This is a genomic window from Streptomyces armeniacus (genome assembly GCF_003355155.1).
Taxonomy (GTDB): Bacteria; Actinomycetota; Actinomycetes; order Streptomycetales; family Streptomycetaceae; genus Streptomyces; species Streptomyces armeniacus.
The window spans coordinates 1580501-1600248 of record NZ_CP031320.1; the positions used below are offsets into that span (position 1 = coordinate 1580501).

20 protein-coding genes are annotated in these 19748 nt (G+C 72.0%); 14 read left to right on the forward strand and 6 right to left on the reverse strand.

The genetic code is table 11. The features are described 5' to 3' along the window. Positions 1–12 precede the first annotated feature (12 nt). Positions 13–504 carry a Fur family transcriptional regulator gene (locus tag DVA86_RS06940; RefSeq protein ID WP_208876636.1) on the forward strand — a complete coding sequence of 164 codons (492 nt, stop codon included), beginning with the start codon at positions 13–15 and terminating at the stop codon, positions 502–504. 29 nt (positions 505–533) lie between these two features. Here DVA86_RS06940 and aztA read toward each other — a convergent pair whose 3' ends face one another. Then, positions 534–1253, reverse strand: coding sequence for a zinc ABC transporter ATP-binding protein AztA (gene aztA, locus DVA86_RS06945; protein WP_208876638.1), 720 nt, complete (start codon positions 1251–1253; stop codon positions 534–536). A 49-nt stretch (positions 1254–1302) separates the two neighbouring features. Between aztA and aztB the strand changes: the two genes are divergently transcribed. The 4 genes from aztB to aztD are packed head-to-tail and all read left to right on the forward strand — an operon-like array spanning position 1303 to position 5561. Next, positions 1303–2181, forward strand: coding sequence for a zinc ABC transporter permease AztB (gene aztB, locus DVA86_RS06950; RefSeq protein WP_208876639.1), 879 nt, complete (start codon positions 1303–1305; stop codon positions 2179–2181). Further along, a complete protein-coding gene (locus DVA86_RS06955) occupies positions 2178–3398 on the forward strand; it encodes a hypothetical protein (RefSeq protein WP_208876641.1) in 1221 nt (406 codons plus the stop codon). Before aztB ends, DVA86_RS06955 begins: the two co-directional genes overlap by 4 nt. Continuing rightward, entirely contained in the window at positions 3395–4321 is a 927-nt protein-coding gene (aztC, locus tag DVA86_RS06960) for a zinc ABC transporter substrate-binding protein AztC (protein WP_208876643.1), read from the forward strand. Before DVA86_RS06955 ends, aztC begins: the two co-directional genes overlap by 4 nt. 58 nt (positions 4322–4379) lie before the next feature. Next, positions 4380–5561 carry a zinc metallochaperone AztD gene (aztD, locus tag DVA86_RS06965; protein WP_208876645.1) on the forward strand — a complete coding sequence of 394 codons (1182 nt, stop codon included), beginning with the start codon at positions 4380–4382 and terminating at the stop codon, positions 5559–5561. Between the two features lie 75 nt (positions 5562–5636). Here aztD and DVA86_RS06970 read toward each other — a convergent pair whose 3' ends face one another. Together DVA86_RS06970 and DVA86_RS06975 are read right to left on the reverse strand one after the other, a co-directional pair. After that, positions 5637–6311 (reverse strand): response regulator, encoded by a 675-nt coding sequence (locus DVA86_RS06970; protein ID WP_208876646.1) that lies wholly within the window; start codon positions 6309–6311, stop codon positions 5637–5639. After that, on the reverse strand, positions 6308–7261 hold the full coding sequence (locus tag DVA86_RS06975; protein ID WP_208876648.1) for a HAMP domain-containing sensor histidine kinase: 954 nt from the start codon (positions 7259–7261) through the stop codon (positions 6308–6310). Before DVA86_RS06975 ends, DVA86_RS06970 begins: the two co-directional genes overlap by 4 nt. Before the next feature lie 217 nt (positions 7262–7478). Here DVA86_RS06975 and DVA86_RS06980 point away from each other — a divergent pair, with 217 nt between their 5' ends. The 3 genes from DVA86_RS06980 to DVA86_RS06990 all read left to right on the forward strand — a co-directional run bounded on the left by DVA86_RS06980 (position 7479) and on the right by DVA86_RS06990 (position 9457). Next, positions 7479–7805 (forward strand): TraR/DksA family transcriptional regulator, encoded by a 327-nt coding sequence (locus DVA86_RS06980; RefSeq protein WP_208876649.1) that lies wholly within the window; start codon positions 7479–7481, stop codon positions 7803–7805. 198 nt (positions 7806–8003) lie between these two features. Next, positions 8004–8786, forward strand: coding sequence for a rod shape-determining protein (locus tag DVA86_RS06985; protein WP_245997552.1), 783 nt, complete (start codon positions 8004–8006; stop codon positions 8784–8786). Continuing rightward, positions 8783–9457: an Rv1733c family protein gene (locus tag DVA86_RS06990; RefSeq protein ID WP_245996378.1), complete on the forward strand. Its 675-nt coding sequence runs from the start codon at positions 8783–8785 to the stop codon at positions 9455–9457. The genes DVA86_RS06985 and DVA86_RS06990 overlap by 4 nt, the downstream gene beginning before the upstream one ends. A gap of 54 nt (positions 9458–9511) precedes the next feature. Here DVA86_RS06990 and DVA86_RS06995 read toward each other — a convergent pair whose 3' ends face one another. Further along, the gene (locus tag DVA86_RS06995; protein WP_245996379.1) at positions 9512–10153 is read right to left on the reverse strand and encodes a hypothetical protein; all 642 of its coding nucleotides are present in this window, start codon (positions 10151–10153) and stop codon (positions 9512–9514) included. Positions 10154–10655: 502 nt separating this feature from the next. Between DVA86_RS06995 and DVA86_RS07000 the strand changes: the two genes are divergently transcribed. After that, entirely contained in the window at positions 10656–10967 is a 312-nt protein-coding gene (locus tag DVA86_RS07000) for a hypothetical protein (RefSeq protein WP_208876652.1), read from the forward strand. Positions 10968–11000: 33 nt separating this feature from the next. Here DVA86_RS07000 and DVA86_RS07005 read toward each other — a convergent pair whose 3' ends face one another. Then, entirely contained in the window at positions 11001–11390 is a 390-nt protein-coding gene (locus DVA86_RS07005) for a VOC family protein (protein ID WP_208876654.1), read from the reverse strand. A gap of 227 nt (positions 11391–11617) precedes the next feature. Here DVA86_RS07005 and DVA86_RS07010 point away from each other — a divergent pair, with 227 nt between their 5' ends. Both DVA86_RS07010 and DVA86_RS07015 read left to right on the forward strand, forming a co-directional pair. After that, positions 11618–12523: an NADP-dependent oxidoreductase gene (locus DVA86_RS07010; RefSeq protein ID WP_208876656.1), complete on the forward strand. Its 906-nt coding sequence runs from the start codon at positions 11618–11620 to the stop codon at positions 12521–12523. A 133-nt stretch (positions 12524–12656) separates the two neighbouring features. Then, positions 12657–12893: a hypothetical protein gene (locus DVA86_RS07015; protein ID WP_208876658.1), complete on the forward strand. Its 237-nt coding sequence runs from the start codon at positions 12657–12659 to the stop codon at positions 12891–12893. A gap of 149 nt (positions 12894–13042) precedes the next feature. Here DVA86_RS07015 and DVA86_RS07020 read toward each other — a convergent pair whose 3' ends face one another. Continuing rightward, positions 13043–13720, reverse strand: a complete 678-nt coding sequence (locus tag DVA86_RS07020) for a GntR family transcriptional regulator (protein ID WP_208884461.1) — start codon at positions 13718–13720, stop codon at positions 13043–13045. Positions 13721–13890: 170 nt separating this feature from the next. Here DVA86_RS07020 and DVA86_RS07025 point away from each other — a divergent pair, with 170 nt between their 5' ends. The 3 genes from DVA86_RS07025 to DVA86_RS07035 are packed head-to-tail and all read left to right on the forward strand — an operon-like array spanning position 13891 to position 19699. After that, positions 13891–17262, forward strand: a complete 3372-nt coding sequence (locus tag DVA86_RS07025) for a molybdopterin-dependent oxidoreductase (protein ID WP_208876659.1) — start codon at positions 13891–13893, stop codon at positions 17260–17262. Between the two features lie 32 nt (positions 17263–17294). Further along, complete coding sequence (lhpI, locus tag DVA86_RS07030) at positions 17295–18242, forward strand: bifunctional Delta(1)-pyrroline-2-carboxylate/Delta(1)-piperideine-2-carboxylate reductase (protein WP_208876661.1); 948 nt, start codon at positions 17295–17297, stop codon at positions 18240–18242. Continuing rightward, on the forward strand, positions 18242–19699 hold the full coding sequence (locus DVA86_RS07035; RefSeq protein ID WP_208876663.1) for a short-chain fatty acid transporter: 1458 nt from the start codon (positions 18242–18244) through the stop codon (positions 19697–19699). Before lhpI ends, DVA86_RS07035 begins: the two co-directional genes overlap by 1 nt. Positions 19700–19748 lie beyond the last annotated feature (49 nt).

Here is a 19748-nt window from a genome sequence, read left to right on the forward strand (position 1 = left end):
CGCCGATCCGCCGTGGTTGAGACGCACACAGCCGGCGGCCACGGGCAGCGCCGTGCCCGCCGGCGCCTGACCCTCCTGCGAAGCCTCGCCGGCTGCCCCGACTTCATCTCGGCCCAGCGCCTGCACGCGCGGCTGGCGGACGCGGGGCGCCTCGCGGGGCTCAGCACCGTCTACCGGGGCCTGCGGGACCTCGAGGACGCCGGGCTCGTCGACGTCGTACGGGACGAGACGACCGGCGAACGCCTCTACCGCAAGCGGGCCGACGCCGGTCACCGGCACTACGTGGTGTGCCGCGGGTGCGGGTGCAGCGAGCCCGTCGACGCCGACGTGGTCGAGCGGTGGGCCGAACGGCTCGACGAGGTCACCGGGTTCGAGGACGTCCGGCACACGCTGGAGCTCAGCGGCGAGTGCCGCGACTGCGCCGCCGCCCGCCGCGAGAGCGGACACCCCCGGGGCACGGCCGCCGCCGGAGGACCGGCCGAGGGTCGGCCGAGGACGGGCTGAGATCCGGCCGAGGACCGTGCCCCGGGGTGTCAGCCCGCGGGCTGGGGGAAGTGCCACGCCCGCTTGAGTTCCTCGTCCGTCAGGACGTCCGCCGGGGTGCCCTCGGCGACGAGCCTGCCGTCCCGGAGCAGCAGGCAGTGGTCGGAGTCCAAGGCGGCGGCCACGTCGTGGGTCGCCTGGACCACGGTGACGCCGTCGGCCGAAATCTCGTGGAGTACGGCCGCGATGCCCTGCCGCGCCGCCGCGTCCAGACCCGTCGTGGGCTCGTCGAGGAGCAGCAGCCCGGCCTCCTGGGCCAGGCCCTGGGCGACGAGGACGCGTTGGCGCTGGCCCCCGGAGAGCTCGCCGAGCTGCCGTCCGGCGAGGCTCCGTACGCCCAGCCGCTCCATGCTGTCGCCGACCACCGACCAGTCGTGCGCGGTGAGCCGCCTCCAGCTGCCACGAAGTGCCCACCGGCCCATGGCCACCGTGTCCCGGACGGTGAGCGGCAGCGTGTCGGCGACCGCGCTGCGCTGGACGACGAGCCCGGGGCGGCCGGTGCCGGCGCGTTCGACTGTGCCGGATGTGAGGGGCAGCACTTCGGCCAGCACGCTCAGCAGCGTGGACTTGCCGGAGCCGTTGGGGCCGACGACGGCCGTGGTCGCCGACTGCGGTATGTGCGCGGTGAGTTGGTGCAGGACGGGGCGGCGCGGATAGCCCGCGGAGACGTCGCGGAGCGCGACCTCGTCCGCCCGGATGTGCTGTGGCATGACACCTCCAAGGTGTACTGATAATCGTTTTCATTATAGGGTGACGGTCATGGAGTGGCTGACCGGCCCGTTTGAAGTGGCCTTTGTGCAGCGGGCGCTGCTGAGCGGGGTGCTCGTGTCGTTGATCTGCGCGACCGTCGGGACCTGGGTGGTGCTGCGCGGGATGGCGTTCCTCGGCGACGCGATGTCGCACGGCATGCTGCCCGGCGTGGCGGTCGCCTCCATGCTGGGCGGCAGCCTGCTGGTGGGCGCCGCAGTGAGCGCGGCGGTGATGGCGTGCGGAGTGACGCTCCTCGGGCGTGCGCGCCGGCTCTCCCAGGACACGGGGATCGGCCTGCTGTTCGTCGGGATGCTGTCGCTCGGGGTGATCATCGTCTCCCGGTCCGAGTCCTTCGCGGTGGACCTGACGGGCTTCCTGTTCGGCGACGTGCTGGCGGTACGGGAGCGGGACATCGCGCATCTCTCCGTCGCCCTCGTGGTGGCCGCCGCCGTCTCCTTCCTCGGCTACCGGTCGTTCCTCGCGCTGGTCTTCGACGAGCGCAAGGCGCAGACCCTCGGGCTGCGGCCGCGGCTGGCGCACGCGGTGCTGCTCGGTCTCGTCACGCTCGCCATCGTCACGTCGTTCCACGTGGTGGGCACCCTGCTGGTGTTCGGCCTGCTGATCGCACCGCCGGCCACCGTGCTGCCCTGGGTCCACCGCGTCCCGGCGATCATGGCCGGGGCCGCCGTCTGCGGCGTCCTCGCGACCTTCGCCGGACTCCTTCTCTCCTGGCATCTGGAAACCGCCGCCGGCGCGACCATCGCCGCCGTCGCGGTCCTTCTCTTCTTCCTCTCGGTACTCGCCTCCGCCCTGCGGGACGGCAGCGCGAAGAATTCACCGTCCTCGCCTCCGGCCGAGGCACGAATGGGATACGGGCACACCTCATGACGCGGAACACCAGGCAGCCGGCGGCTGCGGCAACTGTCCTTCTGGCGCTGGGCGCGCTCCTCGCCGCATGCGGCGACGGCGACGACGCCGAGAAGAAAGGAGCCACCGGAGCTTCCTCCTCCCCTCCCCACGGATATGTCGAAGGCGCCGAAGAGGCGGCGGAACAGCAGTCACGTCTCGTCATGGCGGACGACACGACCGGCGCCGTGAGAATGCTCGACCTCATCAGCGGGAAGACGACCAAGCTCGGCGCCGCGAAGGACACCGAAGAACTCATCACGGACGGCCGTTTCGGCTACGCCCGTTCCGCCACCGGCACCCGGATATTCGACAGCGGTTCCTGGATGGTCGATCACGGCGACCACATCCACTACTACCGCGCCAAGCCCCGTGACACCGGAACGCTGCCGGGAGCCGAACCGGAACACGTACACAGCGGAAAGGCCCTGACGGCCGTCACGTCCGCCGACGGGAAGGCCGTTCTGCTGGACCGGGGCGAACTCGAAGACGGAAAGCTCCGCCGCGCCGCCGAAATCGACGGCGTACGGGGGCCGGTCGTGCCGTACGAGACGTACGTCCTCGTGCCGACGGCGGGGAAAACGACCGTGGAAGTGCGCGACCGCAAGGGCGGCCGCGTGCACACCCTGCCGGAGAAATGCGCTGAACTGCGCGGCGCGGCCGTCACCCGGTCCGGTGTCGTGTACGGGTGCGCCGACGGCGCGCTGCTCGTCACCGAGAAGAGCGGGAAACTCTCCGCCGAGAAGATCGAGTACGCGGAGCCTGTCGCCGCGTCCGACCGGCCCGATTCCTTCCGGCACCGTTCGCAGAGCGCCACGCTCACCGCCAAAGCGGGGGAGAAGGGAATCCGGGTGCTCGACGTGAGCGAACGGAAGTGGCAGTGGATCGACTCCGGAAAGGTGACCGCGGTGAACACCGCGGGCGAAGGCGCCCCCGTACTCGCCCTCACCACGGCGGGATTCCTCAAGGCGTACGACGCGGAGACCGGAAAGGAGACCGCGAGCAGGAAGCTCATCGCGAGCCCGCCCGACGGCGAGCACGCACCGGCGCCGGTCATCGAGGTGGACGGCAGCCGCGCCTACGTCAACGACCCGGCGGCCAAGAAGGTCTACGAGATCGACTACAACGACGGCCTGCGGACAGCCCGTTCGTTCTCCCTGGACTTCACCCCGGCGCACATGGTGGAGACCGGACGGTGAACAGGAGAATCCCGCTCGCCGTCGTCGTCTGCGCGGTCCTCGCCGTTCTCGCCGGGCTCACCGGATGCTCGTCGGCGGGAGACGACAGGCCGACGGTCGTCGTCACCACGAACATCCTCGGCGACATCACCCGGAACGTCGTCGGCGAAGAGGCCGACGTACGGGTCCTGATGAAGCCCAATGCCGACCCCCACTCCTTCGGCGTCTCGGCCCGGGAGGCGGCCGAGATCGAAGGCGCGGACCTGGTGGTCTACAACGGACTCGGCCTGGAGGAGAACGTCCTGCGCCATGTGGAGGCCGCCCGGGGATCCGGGGTGCCGACGCTCGGGGTCGGCGAGAGCGTCGATCCGATCAGCTACGCGTCGGACGCCATGAAAGGCCAGCAGGATCCGCACTTCTGGACGGACCCGCACCGGGTCCGCCAGGCCGTGGACCTGATCGGCAAGAAGGTCGGCGAGGAAGTCGACGGCGCCGACGCGGACGCGGTGAAGGCGAACGCGGCCGCGTACGGGCGGAAGATCGACGGGCTCGGCGCCTGGATGACGGAGCGCTTCACCGGAATTCCCGAACAGCGGCGGAATCTCGTGACGAACCATCACGTGTTCGGCTACCTGGCGCAGCGATTCCACTTCAAGGTCATCGGAGCCGTCATTCCCAGCGGCACCACGCTCGCCTCTCCCAGCGCCGCGGACCTGGACTCGTTGCGGAAAGCCATCGAAAAGGCGGACGTGCGGGCCATCTTCGCCGACTCCTCCCAACCGGAGCGGCTGGCACGGGTGCTGAAGAAGGAGAGCAGCCTGGACGTCGCCGTCATACCGCTGTTCTCCGAGTCGCTGACGCCGAAGGGCAAGGGAGCGGCGACCTACCTGGAGATGATGCGGGCCAACACGGCGGCCATCTCCCGGGGACTGCTCAAGAAGTGAGCCCGGCACGCGAATCATCCGGGCAAGTCAACGCGTACGGAAAGGAATCACGGTGTACATGAACACGGTCTCACGGTCGAGAAAAACGGCATGGGCCGCCATGCTCCTGGCGTCCTCCCTGGCACTCGCCGCATGCGGCGGCGAGGACGGCGAATCGGACGAGCAGCAGGCGAAGAATTCCGCGCCCGAGGTGGCGAACCCGCTCGCCCTCACCTACGACGGCGGCATCTACGTCCTGGACGGGGAAACCCTCAAGGTGGCGAAGGACGTCAAACTCGGCGGTTACAACAGGCTCAATCCGGCCGGCGACGACAGCCACGTCATGGTGTCCACGGCGGAAGGCTTCCGCGTACTGGACGCGGCGGGCCAGAAGATGACCGGAATCGAGTTCAAGGGCGCCGAGCCCGGACATGTCGTACGGCACCACGGCAAGACCGTTCTGTTCACCGACGGCACCGGCGAGGTCACCGTATTCGACCCCGCGGACCTCGGCGGCGGACAGCCCGAGGCCGAGACGTACAAGTCCGCGGAGCCCCATCACGGTGTCGCCATCAAGCTGAAGAACGGCGAGCTGGTCACCACGCTCGGCACCGCCGAGAAGCGCACCGGGATCATGGTCCTCGACGGCAAGCACAAGGAGATCACCCGCAGCGAGAAGTGCCCCGAGGTGCACGGGGAGGCAACGGCCAAGGACGAGGCGGTCGTCATCGGCTGCGAGGACGGCGTGCTCGTCTACAAGGACGGGAAGATCACCAAGGTCGACAGCCCGACCGAGTACGGGCGCATCGGCAACCAGCGGGGCTCCGAGAAGTCACCGGTCGTGCTCGGCGACTACAAGAAGGACGCCGACGCCGAGCTCGAACGCCCGCAGCAGATCTCGCTGATCGACACCGAGACGAAGAAGCTGAAGCTGGTCGACCTCGGCACCAGTTACACCTTCAAGTCCCTGGCACGCGGCCCCGAGGGTGAAGCGCTCGTCCTCGGCACGGACGGCAACATCCACGTCATCGACCCGAATTCCGGAAAGGTTGTCGACACCTTCCCGGTTCTCGGCAAGTGGACCGAGCCGATGGATTGGCAGCAGCCGCGGCCCGAACTCTTCGTACGGGGCGACACGGCGTACGTCACCGACCCCGAGAAGAAGCGGGTCTACGCGCTGGACGCGGCGACCGGGAAGAAGAAGGCCACGGGCACGCTGCCGCGCAAGCCCAACGAACTCAGCGGCGTGGACGCGTCATAACGCGCACGGCTGCCCGCCGCCGGCCCCGGCGGGCAGCCGTACGCGCGCCATCGGCCGCTGCCGTCCAGGGCACGGTCAGGGTTCGATCAGGCCGGCCCGGATCGCGTAGCGGGTCAGCTCCAGCCGGTCGTGCAGGCCGAGTTTGTGCAGCAGGTTCGCGCGGTGCCGCTGCACCGTCTTGACGCTGATGACGAGCAGGTCGGCGATGTCCTTGGACGAATGGCCCTCCGCGATGAGCTTCAGGACTTCCTCTTCCCGCGCGGTGAGGATGTGGTCCGGGGTCTCCTCGCCCTGGCGGGCGCGGTCGAGGTAGTTGCGGATCAGCGCCGTGACGGCGCCCGGGTAGAGGAACGACTCGCCGCGCATCGCGGCCCGGCACGCCGCCACGAGATCCCGGTCGGCCACGGACTTGAGCACGTATCCGCAGGCTCCCGCCCGGAGGGCCTGGAAGAAGTACTGCTCGTTGTCGTACATGGTCAGCATCAGGATGCGCATCCCCGGGTGGAGCGCGGCCAGTTCCCGCGCGGCCTGGAGGCCGGTCATGCGCGGCATTGCAACGTCCAGCACCGCCAGGTCGACGGTGTGGCTGCGCGTCATCGCGATGGCCTCGGCGCCGTCGCCTGCCTCGGCGACGACCCGCATGCCGGGCTCGCCGTCCAGGATGAGCCGTACCCCGCGGCGTACGAGCGTGTGGTCGTCGGCGAGCAGGATGCGGATGGCGGGCGGTGCGGCCGGTGCGGGCGCGTTCATGCGTACTTCCCCGGGACGGGTGCGGACAGGGCCAGCCTGGTGCCGCCGTGCGGGCCCGGGCCGAGGTTGAGGGTGGCGCCCGCGAGCAGGGCGCGCTCGCGCATGCCGCGGATGCCGGCGCCCTCGCGGGCGACGCCGATGCCCCGGCCGTCGTCGGTGACGGAGAGCAGTACGCCGTCGGCGGTGCCGGACAGGGCCAGCTCCACGTGTGTGGCCTCGGCGTGCCGCGCGGCGTTGGTCAGCCCTTCCTGGGCGACGCGGTAGAGGGCCAGTTCGGTCTCCCAGTCCAGCGGTGCCAGGCCGGCCGTGAAGCGGCGCGTGATGCGCAGCCCGGTGTGGGTCGCGAAGTCGTCGGCGAGGGAGGCCAGCGCGCTGGTCAGGCCGAGGTCCTCCAGTACGCCGGGACGCAGCCGGCGGGCGAGGCGCCGTACCTCGTCGAGGCTTTCGCGGGTGGTGTCCTGCATGTGCAGCAGCTCGGCCCGCAGGGACTCGGGCGCGCGGTCCGCCGTACGCTTCAGCCCCAGCAGCACCGCCGTCATGCTCTGCCCGACCTCGTCGTGCAGTTCCTGCGCGATACGGCGCTGCTCGCTCTCCTGTCCGGACAGCGTACGGGCGCTGCTGGTGACGCGTTCGGCCTCCAGCCGGTCGAGCATGCCGTTGAACGTACGGATCAGTTCGGCGACCTCGCCGCGTCCGGGCACCGGCAGCCGCTGCCCGGGACGCAGCAGGTCCACCTCGGGCATCTCCCGCGTGAGCCGGTCCAGCGGGGCCAGCCCGACGCGCAGCAGCGCGGCGTTGGCGACCAGCATGACGGCGAGCCCGCCGACCAGAATGACGGCCTCGGTCAGCAGCACCGGGACCGACACCGTGACCGGTGCCCACAGCAGCAGCCCCGTGGCGACACCGAGCACGAGAGCGTTGAGTCCGAAGATCCGCCAGAACAGGGACACGGCGAGCGGGAACCTCCTCACGGGTTCGTCACGGTGGCCCCCACTATCCGCCACTCCTGGACGACGAGGCCAACGGGTTGTCCGCCCGCGGCCGCGTACCGGCGCATCTGCACCCTCCGCACCTGCGGAAATGGGTGCCGCGCCCCATGGCCCGGCGCCTTGGGACCGGCCAGGCTGGAGATCAACCGCGCTTTCCCAGGAAGGACCGCACCCTCCCATGACCCCCGACACGAGCCCGTCCCGTCCCGCCGCTGGACGCCTGACCGCTCACGAGGCCGGACAGCACCTGGAGCACGAGCGCAACGCCCGGCTCACGCAGCTCCGCGTGATCGAAGAAGCCGGGCAGGACGGCACCGACGAGCTCCTGGCCGCGCAGAAGGCGTCCACGCAGCGGGTGCTGAAGGAGATCGAGGCCGCGTTCGCGCGGCTGGCGGACGGCTCGTACGGCACGTGCCAGGACTGCCGCAAGCCCATCCCCGCCGAACGGCTGGAGATCCTCCCTTACGCGCGCCACTGCGTCCCCTGCCAGCGGCAGACGACCTGAGCGGCGGCCGTACGGGCCCCCTCCCCGTCCGGTCCGCGTGCCCGCCCGCACTCCTCCCGCCAGGCCACGAGGTGACGTCGTGAACCACCAGACCGCCGCTCCCGGCAGCCCGGCCCGCCTCCGGGCCGTACCGCGCACCCGCCGCAGCGGACACCGCCACCGTGCCCGCGAGGCGGAACGGTGACCGCCGTCGTCCCGCTGCCCGGCCGCCGGGGCGCCGGCCGGGCCGCAGGCGCGCGCCGCCCCGGGCTCGCCCTCGATCTGGGGAGCGCCCGTACCCGGGCCTGGTCGACCGTACGCGGGGCCGTCCTCGACGTGCCCACGGTCACGTTCCCCGGCACCGGGGCCTCGTACCCGGTGCAGCGCGGCGCCATCGTCGACACCGACGGCACCGCGCGGATGCTCGACCGGCTGCTCGGCCACCGCCTTCCGCGCCGCGGCCGCCCGCTGATCGTGCTGACCACGCCCGTGCTGGGCGGCCCGGCGTACCGTACGGCCGCGCTCGCCGCCCTCGAAGTGCTGCGGCCGCGTGGCGTGCTGACCGTGCCAGCGATGAAGGCCGCGGCGCTGGGCGCCCACGCGGACCTGTCCCGGCCGCTGCTCGTCGCGGACATCGGCGCGCACCTCACCGAGATCTGCCTGCTGACGGACGGCGCGGTCAGCGACGCGTACGCCACGGCGCTCGGCACCGGCGACCTCGGCGACGCGGCCACCCCGTACGAGCTGTCCCGTGCCGTGACGCGGATGGTGACGGACATGGTCCGCGCGGACCGTACGGGACAGAGCCTGGACGCCCTGCAGCACGGAGTGCTGCTGGTCGGCGGCGGCGCCCTGCGGCCGGACGTCGTCCACTGCCTCTCCCGGCAGCTCCGCACCCCGGTCACTCCGGCGCCCGCGCCGCATACCGCGGCCCTGCGCGGGGCGGCGGCCCTCCTGCGGTCGGCCCGCGGGCACGGCACCGGCCTTGCGGTGCCGATGTGACGGACCCGGACCCGCGATCCCAGCCGCCGCCGGAGTCCGTGCCGGAGCCCCCGCCGGAGTCCGCGCCCGCGCCTTCGGCAGCGGTCCCGCCGGGACCCGTACGGCTGTGGCGGTGGCGCCGGAACCCCCTGCGCCGCCCCTCCGACCTGCTGCAGGCCTGGCTCGGCCTGGCGCTGACGGCGGCGGTGCTGGCGGCCGTACCGCTGACCGCCGTGCTGACGTACGGCGCCGTACACCGCGTCCTGCATGACGACGCGACGCAGGAGGCGCGCGCCAAGCACCGCACCACGGCGGAGGTGCTGGACGACGTCCCGCAGCATCCCGAGCCCGACTCGCAAGAGGCGGCGCACACCCGCTACCCGGCCCGGGTGCGCTTCACCGCCCCCGACGCCTCCACCCGGACCGGTTCCGCCGACGTACGGCCGGGCCTCCCCGCGGGGAGCACCGTACGGGTGTGGACCGACGACCGCGGCGACCTCACCGGCGCCCCGCCCTCCGCCGAGGAGATCCGCAACCGCGCACTCGGCTGGTCGCTCGCGGCGAGCGCGGTGGTGGCCGTGGCGGGCGCGGCCGCGTACGGGATCGCCGGCCGCGTACTGGACCGCCACCGCATGGCCGCGTGGGAGCACGACTGGTCGGAGACCGCCACGCGCTGGACGGCCTCGTCCTGACGGTGGACCGGGGCGTACGGGCCCGCCACGCCGGGGGGCCGGGCGGGCGCGCGTCTAGCCGATGTTGAAATCGAGGTTGGTCACGTACCAGGCGCCCTTGATCTCGGAGGCCTCGAACCTGACGTCCAGCTGCCCGGGCTTCATCCCGGTGGAGTGGGACAGGATGATCTCGTGGAGGGTCTGGCCGTCGACGGTGACCTTGTCGGCCGGGACGTCCATCTTCCCGCCCGTGGCCGGGACCTGGGCGACCTCCACCTTCGGGTTGTCGGTGGGCGGCTTCGGCGTGAACGACTCGCGGAACCTCCCCAGCCCCTCCTTCATCTGCTTCCCCTCGGTCCCCTTGCCGTTGCACATCTCCGGGGAGCCGACCTGCGCGGGGGTCGAGCCCTTGGCCGGTTCCGCCATCACCAGACACGCCTTCCGCGGCTGGTTCTTGATGATCGCGGTGACCCACGAGGCGATCGCCTCCTGGCCGGAGGACTGGCGCGGAGCCGAGGGATCCGCCGTCGCACCGTCCTCGCCCGGCGGCTGCTCCGGGTCGGCGGGGGCCGAACTCTTCGTCTCCGGCTTCTCGTTCGCGGCGGAGTCCGCGTCGGAGTCCGAGTCCGAGCCCGAGTCGTTCGAGCACCCCGTCACCCCCGCGACCACGGCCGTCAGCGCGACCCCCGCGACCCAGCCGACGGTCCTCTTCCCCAAGCTCTCTGACACCATCCCGGCAAAACCCTTCCAGTGGACGTCCGAATGCCCCGGGGCAGCCCCGGGCATCTCCCGTCGGAGTGCTGCATTCGACCACGGAGACGGGGCCGGCGGCGAAAAAGTTCTCCGCAAGAGCGTCCATGTGTCCCGACTTGCTCCCCCCGGGGCGGTGTCAGCCGGGCTGACCGGCGGCGTTCGCGTACGGGTGGGGCGTTCGCTAACGTGCAGTCAGTTCATCGGTGGTGCACGGGGGCGAGGTACGGCAAGTCCATGAACGAGTCCGGCGCGGGGCCGGCGAGTCTCCAGCCGCTCACGGAGGACGATCCCGCCCAAAGGACCGGGCCGAACGCCCCACGCTCACCGAGGTCCTGGCGGCCTGCCGCGAGGCGTCGGACGGCACCGAGCTGCGCGGGCCCCCGACCGGGAGCCGGACCGCGAACCCACCGACCACGGCACCGTACGGCTCCCCGAGGGCTGGCACGTCAACCTCGACGCCGACCCGTTGAAACCGGCCCGCTCCGGCACCCGGAACAAGGACGAGATCGACTTCCGCTACCACACCGGCCGGTTCCGTACCCGCGACGGCAACCGCCTCGCCCTGCTCGCGGCGCACCGCGAGGGCTCGCTGGAGATCTGCCGCAAGCAGGTGGCCTTCACCCAGAACGTCGACGTGGACCAGGCCGGTCCGGAACGCCAGATCTGCGTGTTCACGCGCGACGGCCACACGGCCCTGGTCACGCTCCGCAAGCCCGCCCCGGTGGACCACGCCACGTTCACCCTGTCGGTCTGGCGCGACACGTCGGACCCGCGCTGAGCCGGCCCGTACGCGCTGCGGCAATCGGCGCGACTACCGGAGCGGCTCCATGAACTCGAGGCGATTGCCCAGGAGATCGTGCGTGTGGAACCTCTCGTAGCCGGGGAACTCACCGTCCCAGACCACCTCCACCTCCGCCTCCTCGAGGCGGGCGGCGAGAGCGCGGAGGTCCCTCACGAGGATTCCCGGATGGGCCTTGCGGGCCGGGGCGAAGTCCTTCTCCACGCCCAGATGGACCTCCAGGCCGCCGCCGCGGAACCAGCAGCCGCCACGGGCGGCGAGGACCGGCGGCTTGTCCAGCTCCGTCATGCCGAGGATCCCACCCCAGAAGCGGCGGCACTCCTCCTCGGCGCCCGGCGGAATGGCGAGCTGAATGTGATGCAGGCCCTCGAACTCACAGGGAAGCGAGCCTTCTCCGGACACCGGGGGCCTCCTTGTTGTGCGTTGTCGTGCTTCGTCATGCGTCGTCATGCGTCGTGCGTCGGCAACTTCCGCATTGTGACGTGGATGTGAGGCTCGCTGCCAGGCCACCCACCCGGGCTCGCGGGTCCGGGCGGCCCGCCCGACTTGCACCTGACACCAGTGTCAGCTTCTAGCGTGGCGGACATCGGCGAACGGCCGGTTCCGGCCGGATGGAAAGGCAGAACGTCATGCGCGCAGTCCGATACCACCAGTACGGCGGTGTGGAGACCCTCGTGGTCGAGCAGGCACCGGACCCGCCTCCCGGGCCCGGAGAAATCCGCGTCCGCGTCGCGGCGGCCGGCGTCAACCCCGTCGACTGGAAGGTGCGTTCCGGTGCGGTGCGCGAGGTGCTCCCCGTGGACCTGCCCGCGATTCCCGGGCGTGACGCCGCCGGCGTGGTCGACGAGACCGGCGACGGCGTGCAGGGGGTGAACGCCGGCGACCGTGTCTTCGGGCTGGGCGGAGTCACCGGCGCGACAGCGGAGTTGGCCGTGCTCTCGGCCTGGGCCCACACGCCCGCCACGTGGACCGACGAGGAGGCCGCCGGCGCCGGTCTGGCATCCGTGACCGCGATGGGCGGGCTCAAGGCGCTCGGCCCGCTGCGGGGACGCACCCTGCTCGTCGAGGGCGCCTCCGGAGGCGTGGGCAGCGCCGCCGTCGAGATCGCGGCGGCTCAGGGCGCCACCGTGATCGGGACGGCCAGTGAGCGCAACCACGGGTTTCTCACCTCTCTCGGAGCCGTTCCCACCACCTACGGCAGCGGCCTCGCGGAGCGCCTCGCCGCCCTGGCTCCGGGCGGCGTGGACCTCGTGCTCGACACTGCCGCCTCCGGGTCCCTGGCCGATCTCGTCGCGATCGCGGGCGACCCCGCCCGCGTGGCGACGGTCGCCGACCACGCCAACGCGCACCGCCTGGGTGTGCACGTGGCCAACGCGGAGAACGGCTCCGCACTCCTCGCCGAAGCGGCCGACCTCGGCCGGCAAGGCCGCTACACACCGCGCATCGAGCGGACCTACCCGCTCGAACGCACCGCGGAAGCACACGCGTACGCCGAACGCGGCCACACGCGGGGAAAGCTCGCGATCCGCGTCTGAACCCCGCCCACCGCCAGTGATGAGCCCGGCGATGGCCTGGTGTTTACCCTGCTACGTCTTGTTCACGACTCCTTGGAGAGGTGCCGGTCTGGCTAACCTCGGCGGACAAGTGGTGGGCCGACAGGGGGAGTTCATGGCCACGTGTTCGAAGTGCGGTCGGGAGAAAGCCGAGTTCGGCGGGTGGGACTGCGGGTACTGCGCGGGGCAGGAGCTGGGCAGTGCCTACCACCGGGGAGGAATTCCCGAGGTCGAGAGGGTGGCCGAGCAGAAGCGCTCCGGGAAGGGGGGCGGGGGAGGCGGCTGCCTTCTCGTGCTCTTCACCGGCGGGGCGGTCACGGTCGCCATGGACCTGGTGCAGCGCCTCACCTGACGCGCGGAGCCGCCCGCCACCCCGGCCGGTCCGGCGCTTGAGGACGGCCCCGGCCGCGCCACGGCGGTGCACCCGGCCGCGCCACGGCGGTGCACCGGGGCGCGGGACGGCGGCCGGGGCCGGGGCCGGGGCCGGCCAAGGAGTACGGGTCAGCGCGTGCCGACCGCCGAGCGGTCCGCGGTTGCGCCGGGGGCCGGGCCGGGAGCCTCTCCCGCCCATTCGCCCCTGATGTGGTCGAGGTGACGGGCCATCACCTGCTCGACCGCCGCCGCGTCACGCGCGAGCAGGGCGTCGAGGATCTCGAAGTGCTCGGGCGCGGTCTGCTGCAGGGTTCCCTGTTCGGCGAGGGCGCTGACGCCGTAGAGGCGGGTCTGGTCGCGGAGTTGGGCGACGGTCTTGACCAGCCGGCTGTTGCCGCCCAGCTCCAGCAGGCTCAGATGGAACCGGCGGTCGGCATCGAGGAAGACGGCGACGTCACCGGAGCGCGCGGCGCATTCGATCTCCTCGGCGATCGGCCGGAGCGCCTCGATGTCCTCGTCGCTCGCCCGGTCGATCAGCGCGACGACGCCCGGGACCTCCAGCATGCGGCGCATCTCGCCGATCTCGTCCAGGTCGTGCTCGCTGATGGGCACGATGCGGAAGCCGCGGTTGCGTACGGGCTCCAGGATGCCCTGGTTGACGAGGGTGAGCATGGCTTCCCGTACGGGGCTGTTGGACACGCCCAGGCGGGTCGCCAGCGCAGAGGCGGAGTAGATCTCGTTCGGCCCGATCTCCCCGGAGACGATGGCCTGCCGCACGATCACCAGCGCCTGCTCGCCAAGACTCACCCGCTGTAGTCGCTCCACTGCGGCTGCCTCCCTAGTCCTCTGCCCTCTTGACACCCTGATCCGGCGGTTCGCATACTACCGGGCACCGCTGAGCGGTAATCGATTACCCACCACCAATCGTCTCACCTCGAGCTTCCTCCCCTTCTCCTCCGCACGCAAAGGACCCGGTCGTGCCAGCTGAGACAAAGCGCGGATACTGCACGCTGTGCCGATCACGTTGCGGTGCGGTCTACACCGTCGAGTCCGGGCGGATCACCCAGGTCGCGCCGGACCCCGGCCATCCGACGGGCACCGCGCTGTGCCCCAAGGGCCGTGCCGCCCCGGAGATCGCGCACAGCACCCGCAGGCTGACGAGCCCGCTGCGCCGTACGCGCCCCAAGCACGCCGACGACCCCGGCTGGGAGGAGATCAGCTGGGACGAGGCCATGGCCGAGATCGCCGAGCGGTTCTCCGCGATCCGCGCGGAGGACGGGGCGGAGGCCATCGGGTTCGCCGTCACCTCGCCCAGCGCGACGCCGATGTCGGACTCCATCGAGTGGGTCGAGCGCTTCATCCGCCGCCTCGGCGCCTCGAACATCTGCTACGCCACAGAGATCTGCAACTGGCACAAGGACTTCGCCCACGCCTTCACCTTCGGCAGCGCGCTCCCCACCGCCGACTACGCCGCCACCGACCTCGCCGTGCTGTGGGGGCACAACCCCGCGAAGACCTGGCTCGCCCAGGCCGTCGCGCTGCGCGACGGGCAGGAGCGGGGCGCCCGCCTCGCGGTCGTCGACCCGCGGCGGTCGACCAGCGCCCGGGACGCCGACCACTGGCTGCGCATCCGCCCCGGCGCGGACGCCGCGCTCGCGCTGGGCGTGGCCCGGTACCTGCTGCACGGCGAGCGCTACGACGCGGCCTTCGTACGGTCGTGGACCAACGGCCCGCTGCTCGTACGGGACGACACCGGCGAGCAGCTGACCGCGCGCGAGCTGGACCCCGGCGCCCCCGACGGCTGCTTCGTCGTCTGGGACCTCGCCACGGACGGCCCCCGCCCCTACGACACCCGCGCGCACGCCGAGCGCCCCGGCGACTTCGCGCTGCACGGGGAGTTCACGGTGACGGTCCGCGGCGGGCAGACCGTACGCGTACGGCCCGCGTTCGCGCTGTACGCCCGGGCCTGCGAGCCGTGGACCCTGGAGCGGACCGCCCGCCACACCTGGATCCCGGAGGCGGAACTCCGCGCCTTCGCCGAGGAGTTCGCCGCAGCCCGCAGCGTGGCGTACCACTCGTGGACGGGCGTGGGCCAGCACGGCAACGCCACCCAGACGGAACGGGCCATCGCCACGCTCTACGCGCTCAAGGGCTGCTACGACGCCCCCGGCGGCAACGTCGTCCTGCCCCGGGTCCCCGTCAACGCCGTCACCGCGCCCGACCAGCTGGAGCCCGGCCAGCGGGCCAAGACCCTGGGGCTGCGCGAACGCCCGCTCGGCCCGCCGGCCACCGGCTGGGTCACCGCGCACGACCTGTACACGGCGATGCTGGACCACGACCCGTACCGCGTACGGGCGCTGCTGGGGTTCGGCGCCAACCTGCTGGTCTCCCAGCCCGACCCGGAACGCGGCCGCGAAGCCCTGCGCGCCCTCGACTTCCACGTGCACTGCGACCTGTTCATGAACCCCACGGCCGAGCTGGCGGACATCGTCCTGCCGGTGAACAGCCCGTGGGAACGGGAAGCCCTGAAGGCCGGATTCGAGATCAACGAGCGTGCCCAGGAGCTGGTGCAGCTGCGGCAGCGGATGGTCGAGCCGGTCGGCGCGTCGCGTTCGGACACGGAGATCGTCTTCGAGCTGGCCTGCCGGCTCGGCATGGGCGCGGACTTCTTCGACGGCGACATCGAGGCCGCCTGGAACCACGTCCTGGAGCCCACCGGGCTGACCACCCAGGAGCTGCGCCGCGAGCCGGGCGGCATCCGGATCCCGCTGCGGACCGTGTACCGCAAGTACCGGGAGCGGGCCGCCGACGGCACCGTCACGGGGTTCAACACCCCCACCCGCCGCGTCGAGTTCTACTCCGCGCGCCTCGTACGGGCCGGTCACCCCGGCGTACCCGACGCGGGCCCGGTGGAGGCGGAGTCGCTGCCGTTCCTGCTGACCAGCGCGAAGAGCGGGTACTTCTGCCACAGCCAGCACCGCGCCCTGTCCTCGCTCCGGCGCAAGCACCCGGAGCCCACCGTCGAGGTCGCGCCCGAACTCGCCCGGCAGCGCGGTTTCGGCGAGGGCGACACGGTGCGGGTGGCGACCGCCCACGGCGGGCTCCGGATGCGCGCGGTGCTCGATCCGGATCTCGACCCGCGGGTGGTGGTGGCCGAGTACGGCTGGTGGGAGGCGGCGCCGGACCTCGGACTGCCCGGTTCCGACCCGGTCCTGGGGGACGTCAACTTCAACGCGGCCGTCTCCGGCACGCCCGCCGACCCCGTGAGCGGATCGCTCCGGATGCGCGGCGTGCCCTGCGACGTACGGGCGCCGGACGAAGGCGCGCCCGCCCAGGAGCCGGGCGCCACCCGCCCGTTCACCGTCGTGGAGCTGAACGAGCGCGGCAGGGACGTGCTCGAGGTGCGGCTGCGCCCCGCCGACGGCGGCTCCGCCGCGCCGCACCGGCCCGGCCAGTACGTCGGGCTGGCGCTCAGCGGCGTACAGGACGCGGCCGAGGTCACCCGGTCGTACTCCCTCACCGGAGCGCCGGGCGGTGAACACTCCGTCGCCGTACGCCTGTTGCCCGACGGCGCCGCCTCCACGTACGTCCACACGGCGCTGCGCGTCGGCGACACCGTGGCCGTGAGCCCGCCCGCGGGCGGCTTCACCCTGCCCGTCGACCCGCCGTTCCCCGTCGTGATCATGGCGGCCGGAGTCGGCATCACCCCGTTCCTCAGCCAGCTCGCCGAGATCGCCCGCAGGGGCGGCGACGGCGCACGGATCACCGTGCACAAGGGCGACCGCAGCGGCGCCGACACGTGCTTCGGGCCGCGGCTGCGGCGCTACGCCGACGAGATCCCGCGGCTGCGCCTCGTACGGCACCTCAGCAGCCCCGGGCCCGAGGACCGGCCGGGACGCGACTACGAACACGCCGGACGCGTGTCGGCCGGGGCCGTCGCGCAGGCGGACATCGACGAGCGGGCCCGCTTCTACCTCTGCGGCCCGGACACGATGATCCGCGACGTGACGGAGGGGCTCGTGGCCCGCGGCGTACCGCGCTTCGAGATCTTCTCCGAGCGCTTCGCGCCGCCGCCCCGGCCCGTGCCCACGGGCGACGCGCGGCACACGGTCACCTTCCGCGCCTCGGGCACGAGCCTGACGTGGCGCCCGCAGGACGGCCCGCTGCTCGACCTGGCCCAGCGCAACGGCCTGCGCCTGCCCAGCGGCTGCCGGGTCGGCCAGTGCGAGAGCTGCGCCGTACGGGTGCTCTCCGGCTCCGTCGCCCATCTCACCGACCCGCCCGACACCGGCGACGCCTGCCTGACCTGCCAGGCCGTTCCGGCGACCGACGTCGTCCTCGACGCCTGACCGGACCTCACGAAACCCGAGGAGAGACCCACGTGCACTACTTCGATGCCGCCCGTACGGCGGCACGGCTGGACTACGACGTCCTCATCCCCGCCCTGCGGTCCGGGATGACCCAGGACGCCGAAGTGCCGCCCCGCAAGCACTACTCGCTCGGCGCAGGACACGAGGCCACGCTGCTGGTGATGCCCGCCTGGAACCGCGAGTTCCTCGGGGTGAAACTCGTGGACGTCTTCCCGCGCAACGCCGAACAGGGGCTGCCCGCGCTGTCCTCGGTCTACGTGCTGGCCGACGGCGGCACGGGGCAGCACCTCGCACTGGTCGACGGCGGCGAGCTGACCCGCAGGCGTACGGTCGGAACGGCGGCCCTGGGCGCGTCCCTGCTGTCGCGGGAGGACTCGCGCGTCCATCTCATCGTCGGCACGGGGCACATCGGCAGTGCGGTGTACGACGCGTACGCCGCCGTACGCCCCGGGATCAAGACGACGCTCGTCGCCGACCCGTACAACCCGGCGGGCGCCGAGGCGCTCGCCGGAGCGCTCGCCGAACGGGGCGTGGACGCCGCCGCGGTCGGCGACCTCCCGGCGGCGGCGGCCCGCGCGGACATCATCACCACGTGCACACTCGCCCGCGAACCGGTCCTCCGCGACGAGTGGATAGCGCCGGGCACGCACCTGGACCTGATCGGCAGCTTCCGCCCGGAGATGCACGAGGTCGACTCCTCGCTGCTGGGCCGCGCCACCGTCTTCATCGACCACGACGCCGCACGCACCGAAGCGGGCGAGATCGTCACCGGATTCGCGGAAGGGGTGCTGACCGGGGAGGACATCGCCGCGACCCTGTCCGAACTGTGCCCTCGCACCACGCCGCGCCCCCGCGCGGACGACGAGATCACCGTCTTCAAGACGGTGGGCACCGGCCTGGCCGATCTCGTCGCCGCCGTCACCGTGTACACGAGTACCGACCCTCTCCTGGAGTGCTGATGCCGGCCACGAAAGCTCAACCCGACCCGGGTACGGACCACTCCGGAGGGGACGACGCGGGCGCGCTGTCCCGCCTCGCGGTCCGGATGTCGAACTTCTCCGAACGGTGGTTCCCCGAGGCGTTCATCTTCGCGCTGATCGCCCTCGTCGTCGTCACGGCCGGCGCGCTGTCGATCGGTGCTTCCCCGGCCACCGTCACGCAGGAGTTCGGCGACGGGTTCTGGGACCTGATCCCCTTCGCCATGCAGATGGCGTTCGTCGCGATCGGCGGCTACGTGGTGGCCACCGCGCCCGTGGCCCGCGCGCTGATCGTACGGATCGCGTCGCTGCCCGCGACCGGCCCGGGAGCCGTCGCGCTCGTCGCCACCGTGAGCACCGTCAGCTCGCTGTTCAACTGGGGCTTCAGCCTCATCTTCTCCGGCCTCCTCGCCCGCCAGGCGGCACGCCGGGACGAACTGAACCTCGACTACCGCGCGGCCGGCGCCGCCGCCTTCATGGGCATGGGCAGCGTGTGGGCGCTGGGGCTCAGCTCCTCCGCCGCGCAGCTGCAGGCCAACCCCGACAGCATTCCCAAGGGCCTGATGCCCATCACCGGCGTCATCCCGTTCCGCGACACCATCTTCCTCTGGCAGTCCATGCTGCTCGCCGTGGTCCTCATCGCCGTGGTCGTCGCGGTCGCCTACTTCTCCGCACCCCGGGGGCGGCACGTACGCAAGGCCGCCGACCTCGGCGTCGACCTCGACACCCCGGAGGAGAAGCTGCCGCCCCGTACGCGGCCCGGCGAGTGGCTCGAGTACAGCCCGCTGCTGACCGTGCTGGTCGTGGCGATGGGCGGGGGATGGGCGGTGCAGACGTTCGCCGGGTCCGACCCGATCGTGACCATCTCCGGCCTGAACACCTACAACCTGCTGTTCATCATGCTCGGCATGCTGCTGCACTGGCGGCCCCGCAGCTTCCTCACCGCCGTCGGCAAGGCCGTGCCCGCCACCAGCGGTGTGCTCATCCAGTTCCCCATCTACGCGGCGATCGCGGCCGTCATGACCCGCGCCACCAACGCGTCGGGCCACTCCGTCGCCGACTACATCACCGACGGCTTCACCTCGCTCTCCTCCGTCGTGCCCTTCGCCCTGGTCGTCTCCGTCTACTCGGCGGTGCTCGGCCTGTTCATCCCCTCCGGAGGCGGGAAATGGCTCATCGAAGCGCCTTACGTGATGGACTCCGCGAACGAGGTGGAGGCCAACCTCGGCTGGACCGTGCAGGTCTACAACGTCGCCGAGTCGCTGCCGAACCTCATCAACCCGTTCTGGATGCTCCCGCTGCTCGGCATCCTGTCGCTGCGCGCACGCCACCTCGTGGGCTTCACGTTCCTGCAGCTGCTGTTCGTCGCACCGGTCGCGCTGGGGTTCCTGACGGCGTTCTCCTACACCCTCGGCTACACCCCGCCCGTCATGCCCTGACCGCCCACCGCCCAAGCGCTCACGGCGTACGCGAACGGGGGCCTGCCCC